Raw genomic sequence first — 14,531 nt, forward strand, 5'->3', positions numbered from 1 at the left:
GAGCCGGTACGCGCGGCGGGCGCGCGGCGCGTCGGAGGCGCCCGCGCCGCGCACGTCGTATGCGATCACGCGGTAGCGCGTTTCCAGCTCGCGGCGCAGCGGCGTCCAGACCGCCGCCGAGTCGGGGTAGCCGTGCACGAGGATCACGGGCGGCGCGCCGGCGGGACCGCTCGCGTAGACCGCGAGCCGCGCATCGTCGGACTGCACCGCGAAGGTCTCGCACGCTGGGCGCAGGGTGCTGCTCATGCGGGCTTCGCGTTCGCGGCCGGATGCAGCGGCACGCGGCGCGGCGCGGCCTTCGCCGCGTATTGCGCGTTGGTCGCGTCGATCTGCGCGATCAGGCCGTCGAGGCGTGCGAGATGGCGCCGGTTGTCCTGATCCCACGGATGGAAGCCCGGCTTGAAAAAGCGCAGCCATTCCAGCGCGATGCCGGGAAACACGCCATGACGCGGACCGTAGAGGAACTTGATGAGCCGCCACTTGCCGGGCACTTTGCCCTGGCGGCGGCCATGCGCGCGCATCAGCGCCGTGTGGTAGTCGAACACGATGACCCAGAACAGCATCGTGGTCGCGAGCATCGTGCCCGTGCGCATCAGATAGCGCTTCAGGCCCGGCTTGATGGAGGCATTCCAGACATCGAACGAAACGGCCTTGTGCTCGGTTTCTTCGAGCGCGTGCCACAGCCACATCTGCTTGTAGCCTTCCACCGAGCCTTCGATATGGCGCGCCGTATCGCTGAGCAGCATGTCGGCCAGCATGGCCGTGTAGTGCTCGAGCGCCACCGTCTGCGCGAGCTGCAGCGAAGGCGGCAGCACCCTGCGGCCGAAGTTCAGGATGGCCCACAGGCGCTTGTCGAGCTTGTGGGCGGGCAGGCCCGCGGCCTGCAGCAGATCGTTGTATTCGATGTGCTCGCGCGTGTGCATGGCCTCCTGGCCGATGAAGCCCAGCACCTGCTTCTTGAGATCGGGGTCGACGATGCCGTCGCGGTAGTGCCGCACGGCGTCCATGAAAAAGCGCTCGCCCGCCGGAAAGAGGAGCGAAAGCGCATTGAAGAAGTGGGTGACTGCCACGCCCTCGGCGTGCCAGTCACAAGCCCGGTCGGGCGGTAGTGCGAAACGTATGTCGCGCCGTATCGGCATCATGTTGGTTTCTCCCTGATTTGCCTGCGTCGTTATGCGTTGCGTTTTGCGCTGCGATCGTGTGCCATGCCCGCGCCGCCGGCTCTACGCCGCGCCTTCGCGGCCTCGCGGCGCGCGCTCATCACCACCAGCGCCTGGTAGGCCGCGGGCAGCGTGCGCGCGAGCCAGTCGGCGGCGCGCGCATCGCGCCCGATCAGCACGCGCCGGCTGTTGCGGCGCACGCCGCGCAGGATGGTGCGCGCGGCGTCCTCGGCGGTCGTGATGAAGAATTTTTCGAAGTCGTCCTTACCTTGCTGCTCGCTCGCCACCATGAAGCCGACCATGTTCGAAGCGATGCGGCTCGACTGCGCGATGTTCGTGCGGATGCCGCCCGGGTGCACGCAGGTGGCGGAGACGCCGCACCGCATCATGTCGAGCTCCTGGCGCAGCGATTCGGTGAAGCCGCGCACCGCGTACTTGGTGGCGTTGTAGGCGCTCATGCCGGGCTGCGCGAAGATGCCGAAGATGCTCGACGTATTGACGATGTGGCCTTCGCCCGCGGCCTTCAGATGCGGCAGGAAGGCCTTGGTGCCGTGCACGACGCCCCAGAAGTTGATGTTGACGATCCATTCGAGGTCGGCATAGGCCATGCCTTCGATCGTGCTCGAGAGCGCGACGCCGGCGTTGTTGAACACGAGGTTCACGCGGCCGTGCGCGGCGGCGGTTTCGTCGGCCCAGGCGTGTACCGCCTCGCGGTCGGCCACGTCCAGCACGCGTGTCGTCACGCGCACCGCCGGGGCGAGCGTGCGCACGATGCGCTCGGTTTCCGCGAGACCCGTGGCGTTGCGGTCGGCGAGCGAGAGATGGCAGCCGGCCTCGGCGAGCTGCACGGCGAGCGCGCGGCCCATGCCCGAGCCGGCTCCGGTGATGGCGGCGACCTTGTTGTCGAAGTGTTTCATGCAGGGTTCCTCGTGCGGGTGCCGGGCGGCTCAGGCCGGCTCGGTGGATTGCGTCGCCATGGCGATGGGCGCGGCGGCAGGCTCGGGCTGCCGCACGCGATACACCTGGTAGTCGGCGAGCGAGAAGTGCGCCGTCGCCTGCCGGAAGCGCCACGTGAAGCCCGGCCACAGCGTGGTGTTCTTGCCGTTGCGCGGATCGAGATACCAGCTCTTGCAGCCGCCCACCGACCAGATCGCGCGATCGAGCTTCTTCTGGATGCGCTCGTTGTAGCGGGACTCGACGTAAGGGCGCACCTCGATGGCGTCCGCGCCGTCGCGGCGCATGGCGTTCAGCGCGCCGAGGATGTACTCGATCTGCGACTCGATCATGAACACCATCGAGTTGTGGCCGAGCCCCGTGTTCGGGCCGACGATCATGAAAAAGTTGGGATAACCAGGCAAGGACGTGCCGAGGTACGCGTGCGCGCCGTTGCGCCAGGTCTCGATGATATCCACGCCGCCGCGCCCCACGACGGTTCCGGGCGGGAACGGATCGGCCACCTGGAAACCGGTGCCGTAAATGAGGCAGTCCACCTCGTGATGCACGCCGTCGGCGGTGACGACGCCCGTGGCGTCCACACGCTCGATGGCGCTCGTCACGACGCTCACGTTCTTGCGCGAGAGCGCCGGATAGTAGTCGTTCGAGATCAGCACGCGCTTGCAGCCGATCGTGTAGTCGGGCGTGACGGCCGCGCGCAGCGCGGGGTCCGGCACCTGGCGGCGGATATGGCGCAGCGCGAGCTTCTGCACGTTCTTCATCAGCGCAGGATGGATCGCGAAGCCCAGCACGCGCGATTCGAGCATCCAGTAAAGGCCCGCGCGCGCGAGCTTCTGCGTGAACGGCAGCGTGCGGAACATCCACTGCTCGAATGTCGAGAGCGCGCGGTCGGGCTTGGGCATGATCCAGGGCGGCGTGCGCTGGAAGAGCGCGAGGCCGGCCACGCGCGGGGCGATCTGCGGCAGGAACTGGATTGCGCTGGCGCCGGTGCCGATCACGGCCACGCGCTTGCCGTCGAGCGCGTAGCCGTGGTCCCAATGCTGCGAATGGAATGCCTTGCCCGTGAAAGTCTCGACGCCGGGAATGTCGGGCAGGGCCGCGCGCGAGAGGCCGCCCATGCCGGAGACCAGCACGCGCGCGGCAAGCCGCTTGCCGTTGGCGAACGCGAGGCGCCAGCAGTGTGCGTTCTCGTCGTAGGTGGCGCTCGTGAGTGCGTGGCCGAAACGCAGGTAGGGCGCGAGGCGAAAGCGGCTCACGCAATGATCGAGATACGCGCGGATTTCCGGCTGCGGCGCGAACATGCGCGTCCAGCGCGGGTTGGGTGCGAAGGAGAACGAATAGACGTGCGATTGCACGTCGCAGGCGCACCCGGGGTAATGGTTGTCGCGCCAGGTGCCGCCCGCCGAGTCGGCCTTCTCGAACACGGCAAAGCGCGTGTTGCCGGTTTGCAGCAGGCGGATCGCCATGCCGAGGCCGGCGAACCCCGTGCCGATGATGGCGATGTCGATGGCCTCTTGCGCGAGGTCGTCGCCTGCCGGGTCGAAAGACCGGGTGCGTGCGTTCATCCGGAGCGTCTCCCTATGGTTCATTTTTAACTGTGACATTGATGGATGTAAACATAGGGCGGTTCGGGCCGGAACGCAAGTGTCTAGATGTGGCGCTCTAGGGGACGCGTATGGTCGGGGGAAAAGACGGCGCGCAGCGCAGAACCCCCATCTGGCGGGGTGTTCGGGCGTTCTGGCAGAGCCGCGCGAGGGCTCGCGCGGCTAAAGATATGAGGAAAGAGAGGGGCGTGGGCGGCGCGCCTAGGTGGTGCCCGACCTGCGCGTCGTGCGGATCGGCTTGGCTGCGGGCCGCGGCGTTTTGCGGGCCGGAGCGAGCGCAACGGGTGCCTTTTTGGCCGCCTTCGTCGCCGCCGTCTTGCGCGCGGCGCGCGGCGCTTCCTGCGGCTCTTTTGTCGCTTGTCCGCCGAGCTTCTTGTCGAGGATCGTCGCCACGCGGCCGCCCAGGTAGTCGCTCGACTGCTCTTCCAGCGCGCGCAGGATCTCGTTTTCGACGAACACGTTGGAGAGCGGCCGCAGCCGCCAGATCGCATCCACGAGCGCCGGCATGTCGGTGGGCGGCGGCAGCGCGCCCGCGTCGTAGCGGTCCAGATGCCGCACGACCATCTCGACGAGCAGCTTCGCGATGGCGTCGAAGTGCGGCCGTGCTTCCTCCAGCACCTTCAGCAGGTCGCGAGCGGGAATGCCTTCGCGGACCGTCGCCGCCGCGGCGTCGAGCACGGCGGGATTGCGTGCGACGAACGAGAGGCCGCGCCGCTCCAGCAGCCCGAGTTCCCCGAGACGCGTGAGCTGGCCCGGCGCCTGCGGCCCGAACATCTTGACGAGCTGGCGGATCGTAAAGGTCTTCGGGCGGGCGCTGGTCCAGCGCCCGCCAATCGCATTTTCGAGGCCGAGGATCGAGCGCAGGTCGCCGCCGTCGTCGATGGCCTTGATGAGATCCTGAATGTTCGAGAGCGTGTAGCCGCGCGCGAGCAGATGATTGATGAGCTTCAGCCGCGCGACGTGCGAATCGTTGTAGATGCCCACGCGGCCGCGCTTCTCGGGCGGCATGAGCAGGTCCCGGTCCTGATAGGCGCGCACGTTGCGCACCGTGGTCGCGGCCACGCGCGCGAGTTCGTCGACCGTGTATTCGTTCTCGGTCGCGCGGTCGGGCCTGGCTTCGGCGCTGGAGGGTTTGGGCGATTTCGGCATGCGCCGATTTTAACGCGAGCCGCTCGACCGGCGCGAGAAGGGCGTGCTGCAATAGCGTGCGCTCGCCCACGGTCGCACGGCGGATCATGGCCGCGTGTCAGAAGCGGTAAGAGACGGCAAGGAACGAAATGATCGGGTCTGCAGAAAGATCCGATTTGCTCACGGCGAGCTCGGTGCCGTCCGCGGCCTTCACGATCACCGACGAGGTGGTCTTCAGCGGAATGTACGTGATCGAGGCGACGAGCCCGAGATGCGCCGTGATGTTGTATTCCGCGCCGGCGTTGAACACCGGCTGCCACGACGCCGACGCCTTCGCGCTCACCTGTGTCGGTCCCGGCTTGCCGGCGCCGGCGGCGAGCACGGAGCCGAGATCGTTCTGCGTGGCGCTGACGAAGTTCGGATTGAGCTGGACGTCCGAGAACCAGTTGTACGACACGCCCACGCCCAGGAACGGCCGGAATTTCGCGCTGGCGTCGCGGAAGTAGTACTGGAAGAGCAGCGCCGGGCTCCACTGACGCACGCTCGTGACGATCGGATTGGTCGAAGGATCCGAAAGGTTCTGGCTGCCGAGCGCGCCCGCCGGGCCCGGCGGCTTGATCGTGCCGTGGCCGTAGAGCTTGAAGGTGGGCGGCACGCCCGCCACGGTCGTGATCGCTATGTGGTCGGTCAGGAAGTGGCTGAAAGTGAGGCCGACCGTGTCCGCGTTCGTGGTCGAGAGGCCCGTGCCCGGCGACGTGAAGCTGTTCGGCAGGCGCAACGGCGTGTTGATCGGCACGGGCGCGACGTTGGTCGTGAGCGGCGTGCTCGAGCCCTGCGGCGCCACATGGAACCAGCCCAGCACGGCCACGTTGTCGCCCGCCTGCTGCGCGTGGGCGCTCATGGAAAGTCCGGCGGTCAGCGCCGCCATGACGATGCGTCTCATTGTGTCCTCCCAGGTTCGGGTGTGCCTGCCCGCGCGCGGCATGCGGCTCTTTGCCGGCCTGCCAGTCCTTGCGCGCCTTCCGGTACGGCCGCCGCATTGCGCGGCGGCCGTCGGGCGGCCACCTCGTCAGCACGGACCCCGAAGAACCGGGGTCTCTTCTGTACTGCTTATTGAACGAATGCGCCGGCCGTGAAGTACGGCGCAGACGGGGTGTTCATGTCGAGGAAACCGAACACGCCGCCCGTGAAGATCATCTTGCCGGTGGGCGTCGAGCCGGTCGAGGCGCCGACGTGCGTGGTGGTCACGACGCCGGGCACGGTCTCCGTGAAGCTGAGATCGAGTGCCGTGGCGAGCGACGCCTGCGAAGCATTGAACGGGTCGAGCAGCGTGGCCTCGGTGCCTTCGAGCGCCGTGGTGCGATAGTCGAACTGGCTGTCCACGCCGATGTATTCGCCGTCCTGCGAGTCCACCGCGATGGCCGACTGCGGCGCGAGCACCGAGATGCCGGACTCGTCGTCCGCGACCGGGCCCGTCGCGCCGCTTTGCGGATCGGTGCCGATGTACGGATACGCCACGCCCCGGCGCACGAGTACCGGCACGAGCTGGCCGCGCAGTTTGCCGACGATCATGAAGCCCTTCGCGGCCGGTTGTCCCGTGACGAGCGTCGGCTTGGCCTGGCCGAGGAAGTGGTCGGTTTCGAATGCGCCGCTGCCGTCGGCCGATTGCGCGAGGTTCGTGCCGGGCTGCTGGCACGTATTGGCGTTGACGCCGGTGTTGTCGCACTCGGTCCAGCTACCGTCCGCGTTGATGGTGATCTTTGCGTCGACGGGCACCGGCAGGAAGTTCTGCGACGGCACCTGGTGATAGCCGAGCTGATTCCAGACGCCCGCGACGTCGGCAATGTTGGTATCGATCGACGAGAAGCCGATGAACGGGTAGTAGGGGAATTTCGTGTCGGGCACGACGCCCACGCCGCCCGTGCCCGCATAGGCGATCTCGGCGCCGGGAATCGTGCCGCCCGCCACGCCCTCGCCGATGAACACGCGCGCAAGACGGGTGGGGTCGAGGCTCGCGCCGTTGAGCTGGTAGGCGCACTGGTTGAGCTTCTGCGTGGGCAGCCCCGTTTCCTGGGTGAGCGTGCCCGTGGCGACCTGGCCCTGGCGTGTGGGCGTGACCGTGCCGGTGGTTTGCGGGATCGGCGACTCGACGTAGGTGATCTGCCAGGTCATTTTGGTCGTGTCGAGCTGCAGTTTCACGAGTTCGCCGTCGCCGCCGCCGCCGGTGTAGACCGTGCTGTAGTCGAGCGTGGTCGGGCACAGGGCGGCCGCCACCGGCGCCGGGCTGCTGCTGCCGCCCCCACCGCCGCCGCCGCCGCATGCGGCAAAGAGCGGTGCCGAGATGATGAGCGCCGCAAAAATTTTGGTGTCCATACTGCCTCTCCAGATCGTTTTTTGTGTTCGAGGACCGGCCCCCACCGGCCGGTCGTCCTCCCAGGTTCTCTGCCCTCAGTGGCTTCGTAGGCCGAAGCGCATGCTATTGCGGCTGGATCAGCGCACCCACGCCGAAGTAAGGCGAATTCTGGGTGGTGCTGTTCGCGGAACTCGGCGTGACGCCGCCGTTCTCCTCGCCGTTGATGAAGACGCCGTAGAGGCCGCCCACGGCAATGAGACTGCCCGCGTTGCCCTGCGAGTCCGTCACGCCGATCAGGCCCGGATGCGTCTGGGTGTAATCGAGCGCGAAGGTGCTCTCGGTCGTCATCGTCGAGGGCTTGAGGAAGCCGCCTTGCTGATCGTTGATGAGCGCCGCCGTGTAGGCGAAGTTCGAGTCGGCGCCGATGTAGCTGCCGTTGAACGCGCCCGACTTGAGCGCCGTGGCGGGTGCGAGCAGCGCAATGCCCGATTCGTCGTCGATCTGCGGGATGAGGTTGGTGGCGCTGATTTCCGCCACATGGCCCGTGCGGACGACCACCGGCACGACGGCCCCATTCAGCTTGCCGAGAATGAGGTGCGCGCTGGCCGTCGGGCTGCCGAACAGGGCGTTGGACGGCGTTTCGATCTGCGGGGCGTCGGTGCTCGTGAAGTAGCTGCCGTTCGGGTCGGCGGTCCAGGGATTCGCGGCGGTTTCGCAGCTCGTGTTGGTCGCGCCGCTCGGCACGCTGCAGTTTCCGCTGCTGTCATAGGACTCCTGAGCGACCTTGGCAGCGGCGGAAAATTCGCTTGACGGCACGATGTGATAGAGCAGCGTGTTATACGAGCCCGCGAGATCGGTCAGGCTCGTGCTGACCGTGGAAAAGCCGATGAACGGATAGAAGTCGAAAGTGCGCGCGGGCTGGTTCGGGAACAGCAGATTTGCCTGGGAATCCCCATCGATATCGACCGTCGCGCCCGGTATGCCGCCGCCCGCCACGCCGAAACCGACATAGATGGTGGGCGGATTCTGGGCGTTGTACGCGGTCGTATAGCTCGTGCCGTTGAGCGTGCCGGTGCCGGCCTGGAGCTGGAACGCGCAGGCGATCTGCGAAGCCGAGGGCAGCGAGCCCGAAGGCGGATGCTGCACGGCGCCCGTGATGGTGAGGCCGGTGCGCGTGTTCTGCACCGAACTCGACGCGAGCGGTATGGGCGACGCAAGCCACGTGAGCTTGTACGTCATGGTGGTCGGGTTGATGTTGAGGCTCACGACTTCGCCGCTGCCGGCGCCGCCGAGATAGGTGTTGGCCGCGATCTGCGCATCGGTGGGGCACAAGGCCGTGGCGGCCGGCGCGCTCGCAGGCGGCCCCTGGTTGGAACATGTCGAGCCCGAGCATTGCGCGGGCGAGATGGGACCTGGGTTACTCGCGTTGCCACCTCCGCACGCGAGCAGCAAAGGACTGGCGACCATGGCTAGCGCCACGCCGCGGATCTTATCCAACATGCGTTGCCTCCCTGTCTCTTATTTATGCGAAAGAGAGTGAATCATGACATCAGCGGCTGTCAATTGAACGAACCGTCTAAATCCGGGTGCCCTGTCTGAAGGGCTTGTCCCGTCTTGGTTTGCGAACAAGACACCGGGGTTTGTCCCGATGTGCCGCTTCGATATCAAGGAGACCGAAGCGGCGCAGAGCAAACGGTGTTCCCGAGCGCACGAAACGGTGCGAATCGACAGCGAATTGAAAGAAGTTGCGCATTTAATGAGAGGTGCGGCGCAACCTCGTTGGGCCTGCGGGAGCCATCATGCAAAACCTGATTGCAATATCGGCCGTTGGATTGTGCGTGTTGCTGCCGTCGGCCACGGCATACGCGCGAACCGACGTATGCAGGAAGGCCAGCGAGCAGGACATCGCTGCGCTGTTCGACCGCTGGAACGCGTCGCTTCGGACGGGCGATCCGGACAAGGTCGTGGCGAACTACGCGACGCGCTCGATTCTGCTGCCCACGGTGTCGAACGAACCGCGGCTCACGCCGGAAACCAAACGCGATTATTTCGTCGTATTCCTGAAGAAGAAGCCGGTGGGCAAGATCGACTCGAACTGGATCGAGATCGACTGCAATACGGCCATCGACGCCGGGCTCTATACGTTCACGTTCGGCGACGGGTCGATCGTGCATGCGCGATATACGTTCACGTATCGCTGGAACGGCAAGCGCTGGCTGATCACGAGTCATCATTCGTCGGCGATGCCCGAATCGCAGTGACCGGCCCTGCGCATGCAGGGTGAGGACATTCGGGATGCGCCGGCTCACGGTCGGCGAGCCTGGGTGAGAACTTTCGGGAGCCGTTTGTGCAGGCGCACACCGCCTGGCCCGATGCGGTTCGCGTGAAAGCCGGCTCGTCGGCTGCGGCCTTTTCGAATTCTCAAGGTGAGAATCTGCGGGAGCAGTTTCTTCACTGCAGTGCGCGAACGCGCGTTGGACGCCGAACGGTTAGCCATTTTTCGCAATCCACGTCACCTTCGCCGACCTGCCGGAAAATTCAAAGGTGAGCTTTTTCGGGACCAACCCGTGCGATCGCGATCATTCGGCGATTCGCGCTATAGTCGCTCGTGCTGCGACGCAGCAGACGCGTTGCGCGGCGGCCCGATCGCCGTCGTGCCGGCGCGCCCGGTTCCTGGCCGCGCTGCGCGGCCCGCCATGGAGTCCTGAGATGGGCATCTTCGACCGACTTTGGCGTCCACGCGCCAAGGCGCCTCCCGTCACGCCGCAGATTCGCGCGCTGATCGAACGTTTGCTGGTGCTGAGCCCCTCGCTGAAGCTGGCGGACCGTTTTCGCGAGCGCCTGACGCCCGCGCTGGCGTGCTCGGTCGACTACGTGAGCCAGATCGTGCTCGGCCTGCCGCCGGCGCACGAAGCCAGCGCGTCGAACTGGCTCGGCGACCCCTATATTCATGCGTTCTTCGCGGCGCCGGACGAAATCGGGCGCGTGCTGAGCCGTTCGGCGGAACTGCACGCGTGGTTCAAGGCGCATCCGCTTGCGCACGAAACCTGGGCAGTGCTGAGCATGGCGATGACCGAGCGGCGCGTGCTCGGCGTGGAGCAGATGGGCGACACCGTGCATGCGGACGTCGCCCGGACGACGCTGAGTTTCGACGATCATCAGGTGCGCCTGTGCGGCGAAACGGAAAGCGGCCTGCGCGACCAGATCGTGCAGCGTGTGGTCGAGCAGATTGCGCTGGAGGGGCTCGCGCAGATCAGTGCCGACGAGTCGCGCCGCGATGCGCTGGTCGAAGAGCGCGCGCTGCTGAAGACGCGCCTGCAACTGCTCAGGCGCCACGGAGCGGGTACGCACCGGATGCTGGGCGAAGGCGATGCCGGCGATGCCGCGGAATTCGTCAGGCTGGAGGCCGAAATCGCGGAGAACGAGCGCGCGCTGGGCGAACTCGGTTTGAGGACCGATGCGCTCGCGCGCGAACTCGACGTGATTTGCGATGTGCTCGACCATCCCGCGCAGCATACGCATGTCGAGATGAAGCATGTGTGCCTGAATCCGATGAACGTGGTGATCGACGCGAATGCGGCTCCGGGCGGCGCGGAAATCGTGTTCCCGCTTGCGCGCCTGCCGGCCAGCCCGCAGGGCGAGCGCGCGTTTTCGCTCATCCGTTTTGCTCGCATCGACCTCGTGCAGTCGTCCCCCGTGCTGAAGGAAAACAGCCGCTTCGTGATCTGAGGTGAGCTTTTTCGGGGGGCGGTGACGCCGATGGCAAGATGCGCCTGCGCCTGCGCCGGGGCACGATCTTGCCCCGCGATGGGAAGAATTTCCTGGCAGTCCCAGGTTCGTCGAAGGGAATTTTGCCGATCGGGACGCCTGACGGCGAGATTCGTCGCGTCGTGACGTGTCGGCGGCTATAGGTGAGTTTTTTCGGGAGCATGCCCCGCTGCGTCAAAGGTGAGCCTTTTCAGGAACGCCGCATGGCCCATGCCGTCACGCCCTCGCGGTCGATCGAAAAACGCTGCATGTCTTCCGTCGTGCGCGGCGCGTCTTCGTCGGCGAGGTCGAAACGCTCGTTGCCGATCTCGATCGTGACATAGCGGTCGCCATGCCGCAGCGCGTGGCCGGCCGGTGTTCCGGTCCATGCGCCGTCGTTCGCCGTGCGCAGCGCGCGCGGCGACACCCGCCACATCACGCGCGTGCCCACGGCGAGCGAGGCGTCGCCGCACGGCAGGCGCAGGCCCTTGACCGTTTCGATCTCGCCCGGCGCCCGCACGATGCCTTCGCCGACGTTGTGCAGGCCGAGCAGCTCGGCCACGCGCAGCGTAGCGGGTCGGGCGAAGACTTCGTCGATGGGGCCCGCCTGCAGTACGCGGCCTTGTTCGATCACGAGCACTTCGTCGGCAAGCAGCGCGGCTTCGTCGGGATCGTGCGTGACGATCACCGTCACCGCGTCGATCTCGCGCTGCAGCTCGCGCAACGATTGCTGGAGGCGCCGGCGTCGCGGCGTGTCGAGCGCGGCGAACGGCTCGTCGAAGAGCAGCAGCTGGCTGTGGCGCGTGAGCGCGCGAGCAAGCGCGACGCGCTGGCGCTGGCCGAACGAGAGCTCGCGCGGCAAGCGGCCCGTGAGCGTGCCGAGGCCCAGATGCGCGAGCCAGTAGCGCGCGCTGGCGGCGTCCGCGCCCACCGGAAACGCAAGTTGCTGCGCGACCGTCATGTGCGGGAAGAGGCCGTAGTCCTGCGGCATGTAGCCAATCTGGCGGCGCTCGGGCGGCAGCGCGCCCAGGTCGGCGCCGCCCAGCGTGACCGATCCCGCGTCGTTGGGCTCGAGGCCCGCGATGATACGCAGTGCGAGCGATTTGCCCGAGCCCGACGGCCCGATGATGGCGAGCCGCCGCGTGACCGGGCGCCACGCCACGTCGAGACTGAACGCGCCGAGACGCCGCTCCACCTCGAACGCAAGGCGCAGGGCGGCTGCCACGCGCACGGGCGCGGCCGGCGCAAAGCTGGCGGGCTCGTCGCCGTTGTCGGGCGAGGCCGCGAGCGCCGTGCGCACGCCACGGCTATAGACCGAGAGCGCGGCGCAGACGATCGCGATGACGAGCGTCGGCAGCAGCAGCGGCATCATCGCAGGCAGCCCCTGGCCGCCGAACACGACGTAGGTATAAACGGGCAGCGAATAAGGGTGATACGCAACCATCACGGTGGCGCCGAACTCGCCGAATGCGCGCAGCCAGGCGAGCGCGAGCCCGGCGCGAATCGCGGGCCATGCGATGGGCAGCGTGACGCGAAGGAAGCGGCTGCCTGCGTGATGGCCGAGCGTGGCGGCCACGTCGTCGTAGACGGGATCGACGGCCGCGAACGCGGAACGCGCGGCGATGATCAGAAACGGCGCGGCGACGAAAGTTTCGGCGAGCACGATGCCCGTGAAGGAGTCGGTGAGCGTCCCGCCGAAGAGCTGGCCGATCGCGCTATACGGACCGACCAGAAAGAGCAGCAGCACGCCGCTCGTGAGCGGCGGCAGCGCGAGCGGCAACTGCACGACGAAGCCGAGCAGCGCCACCGCACGCGAGCGCGAGCGCGCGAGCCAGTAGCCGAGCGGCACGCCCAGCACGAGGATGACGAGCGCCGCGACGCTCGCGCTCGCCACCGAAACGCCCACCGCCGACCCCATCGTGGGCCAGTCGACGCCCTTCCAGTCGGCCGCGCCGATCTGCGGGAGGCTGGCGACGAAGGGCGCGCAGAGATAGACGGCGAGCAGCGCGCCGAGCCACAGCAACGGCCGCGCGGCGCCTTGTTTCACGGTTGCTGTTGCGCGGCGTCGATCACGGCCTGCACCGAAGGCGGAATGGCCGAGGTGTTGCCCTGCACGGCGGGCTTCGTCACGTCCACGCCGTGCTCCGCGAGCAGCTTGCGACCTTCGGCGCTCAGCAGGAAGTTCACGAAGCGCGCGGCGCCTGCGCTGTTCGGCGCATTGTTGAGGATCGTGAGTGTGTAGTTGGCCTTGATATTCAGTTCGGGCGCGGGATGGACCGAGGGGATCTTGAGGTCGGAGGTCTCGGTCGAGTAGAAGAAGCCCGCGTCGAGCTGACCGGATTGCAGGCGGCCGACCAGCGTTTCTTCCGGCAGGACCTGGTCGGGATTCTCAGGCGTACCGAGCGTTTTTTCGACGAGATCCGGCTGGTGATAGGCCTCGGCGGCCTTGGTCATGAGTTCGACCGTGAAGGCGCCCTTCGGATCGAGCCTGGGATCGGTGCGGCCAAGACGCAGGCCCGGCTCGCGCAGCACGGCGTCCCACTTCTTCGTCTTGAAGTCGGCGGCGAAGCGGCTCTTCGGGCTATAGCCGATCAACAGCGGCGACTCCGCGAAATCGACGTACCACGAAACATAGTTGCCGTTCGCCTCGCCCGTCAGGTTCGCGTTGACCTTGGGGCTCGCGCTGATGAACACGTCGCCGCGGCGCAGCTTGCCCTTGATCTCGTTGGCGATCTTGTTCGAGCCGGCCGCGTAGCCCTTGAAATGCAGGCCCGTTTCCTTTTCGAATGCCGGGCCCACGCTCTTTTCCATGAGGTTCACGAGCGAACCGGCGTACAGCACGTTGACGTCGTCGTTGTCGGCCGCCGTGGCGCTCGCGCTCGCGCCGAGCACGCCGGCGACCACGATCACAGAAGCAATCAGCTTGCGAACCATGTTGGTTTCCCCGCAGCGTTATAAAGGTCGATATATTACGCTGGACTCGCGGCTTCCTGCACCTGGCCGGATGGCCAATTCTCACTATTACGCCTGTGCATGACACGGACGCGCTTGTACACTGAATCTCTTCCGTTCAACCCGAGCTGCGTTCGCGCCTTGCCGCGAGCGCGCGACCCACGAGGGAGAGGCTCATGCGTACCAGTGCCCGTAACCACTTCTCCGGCCAGATCAGCGCGGTCAAGACCGGCGCCGTCAACGACGAAGTGACGCTGCGCGTCGACGGCGGTCTCGAGATCGTCGCGGTCATCACGCACGGCAGCGCCATGTCGCTCGGCCTTGCGGCCGGCAAGCCGGCATTCGCGCTCGTGAAGGCTTCGTCGGTGATCGTCATGGTGGACGGCGATGCCACCCAGGTGTCCACGCGCAACGTGGTGGCGGGCTCGGTTGCCGCGGTCACGAAGGGCGCCGTGAACGCCGAGGTCGTGATCGCCGCGCCCGGCGGCGCGCAGATCGCGGCGATCGTGACCAACGAGAGCGTCGATCGCCTTGGCCTTGCGGCGGGCAAGGCCGTCGCGGCGCTGTTCAAGGCGTCGAGCGTGATCGTGGGAGTGGATGGGTAGGTTCCCCTGTTTGTCCGCGCTTCGACGG

12 protein-coding genes and 1 pseudogene are annotated in these 14,531 nt (G+C 66.9%); 3 read left to right on the forward strand and 10 right to left on the reverse strand.

Annotated elements, in window-relative coordinates; translation table 11 throughout:
- The 8 genes and pseudogenes from BAC01S_RS32875 to BAC01S_RS27720 all read right to left on the reverse strand — a co-directional run.
- Positions 1-246, reverse strand: a 246-nt coding sequence (locus tag BAC01S_RS32875) for an alpha/beta fold hydrolase (RefSeq protein ID WP_043203935.1), incomplete at its 3' end; no start/stop codon positions are given.
- Positions 243-1,142 carry a metal-dependent hydrolase gene (locus BAC01S_RS27690; RefSeq protein ID WP_027797674.1) on the reverse strand — a complete coding sequence of 300 codons (900 nt, stop codon included), beginning with the start codon at positions 1,140-1,142 and terminating at the stop codon, positions 243-245. The genes BAC01S_RS32875 and BAC01S_RS27690, both read right to left, overlap by 4 nt.
- Positions 1,087-2,077, reverse strand: a pseudogene (locus BAC01S_RS32880) (SDR family NAD(P)-dependent oxidoreductase). Before BAC01S_RS32880 ends, BAC01S_RS27690 begins: the two are co-directional and overlap by 56 nt.
- A 30-nt stretch (positions 2,078-2,107) precedes the next feature.
- Positions 2,108-3,679 (reverse strand): flavin-containing monooxygenase, encoded by a 1,572-nt coding sequence (locus BAC01S_RS27700; RefSeq protein WP_027797675.1) that lies wholly within the window; start codon positions 3,677-3,679, stop codon positions 2,108-2,110.
- A 240-nt stretch (positions 3,680-3,919) separates the two neighbouring features.
- The gene (locus tag BAC01S_RS32885) at positions 3,920-4,867 is read right to left on the reverse strand and encodes a MerR family transcriptional regulator (RefSeq protein ID WP_084168930.1); all 948 of its coding nucleotides are present in this window, start codon (positions 4,865-4,867) and stop codon (positions 3,920-3,922) included.
- A gap of 97 nt (positions 4,868-4,964) precedes the next feature.
- The gene (locus BAC01S_RS27710; protein ID WP_027797676.1) at positions 4,965-5,789 is read right to left on the reverse strand and encodes an OmpW/AlkL family protein; all 825 of its coding nucleotides are present in this window, start codon (positions 5,787-5,789) and stop codon (positions 4,965-4,967) included.
- A 167-nt stretch (positions 5,790-5,956) separates the two neighbouring features.
- Entirely contained in the window at positions 5,957-7,219 is a 1,263-nt protein-coding gene (locus BAC01S_RS27715) for a DUF2957 domain-containing protein (RefSeq protein ID WP_027797677.1), read from the reverse strand.
- Between the two features lie 103 nt (positions 7,220-7,322).
- Positions 7,323-8,699 carry a DUF2957 domain-containing protein gene (locus tag BAC01S_RS27720; protein WP_043203939.1) on the reverse strand — a complete coding sequence of 459 codons (1,377 nt, stop codon included), beginning with the start codon at positions 8,697-8,699 and terminating at the stop codon, positions 7,323-7,325.
- A 299-nt stretch (positions 8,700-8,998) separates the two neighbouring features.
- On the opposite strand from BAC01S_RS27720, the gene BAC01S_RS27725 reads away from it, so the two are divergent.
- Positions 8,999-9,460 carry an SgcJ/EcaC family oxidoreductase gene (locus tag BAC01S_RS27725; protein ID WP_027797679.1) on the forward strand — a complete coding sequence of 154 codons (462 nt, stop codon included), beginning with the start codon at positions 8,999-9,001 and terminating at the stop codon, positions 9,458-9,460.
- Between the two features lie 448 nt (positions 9,461-9,908).
- Entirely contained in the window at positions 9,909-10,928 is a 1,020-nt protein-coding gene (locus BAC01S_RS32890) for a hypothetical protein (RefSeq protein ID WP_043203941.1), read from the forward strand.
- Positions 10,929-11,157: 229 nt separating this feature from the next.
- On the opposite strand, the gene BAC01S_RS27735 is transcribed toward BAC01S_RS32890, so the two are convergent.
- Both BAC01S_RS27735 and BAC01S_RS27740 read right to left on the reverse strand, forming a co-directional pair.
- The gene (locus BAC01S_RS27735; protein WP_027797680.1) at positions 11,158-12,993 is read right to left on the reverse strand and encodes an ABC transporter ATP-binding protein/permease; all 1,836 of its coding nucleotides are present in this window, start codon (positions 12,991-12,993) and stop codon (positions 11,158-11,160) included.
- The gene (locus tag BAC01S_RS27740) at positions 12,990-13,880 is read right to left on the reverse strand and encodes an extracellular solute-binding protein (RefSeq protein ID WP_027797681.1); all 891 of its coding nucleotides are present in this window, start codon (positions 13,878-13,880) and stop codon (positions 12,990-12,992) included. Before BAC01S_RS27740 ends, BAC01S_RS27735 begins: the two co-directional genes overlap by 4 nt.
- Positions 13,881-14,074: 194 nt before the next feature.
- Here BAC01S_RS27740 and BAC01S_RS27745 point away from each other — a divergent pair, with 194 nt between their 5' ends.
- Positions 14,075-14,503: a TOBE domain-containing protein gene (locus BAC01S_RS27745; RefSeq protein ID WP_027797682.1), complete on the forward strand. Its 429-nt coding sequence runs from the start codon at positions 14,075-14,077 to the stop codon at positions 14,501-14,503.
- Positions 14,504-14,531 lie beyond the last annotated feature (28 nt).

The sequence above is a fragment of the Paraburkholderia acidipaludis NBRC 101816 genome (assembly GCF_000684975.1).
Classification (GTDB): domain Bacteria; phylum Pseudomonadota; class Gammaproteobacteria; order Burkholderiales; family Burkholderiaceae; genus Paraburkholderia; species Paraburkholderia acidipaludis.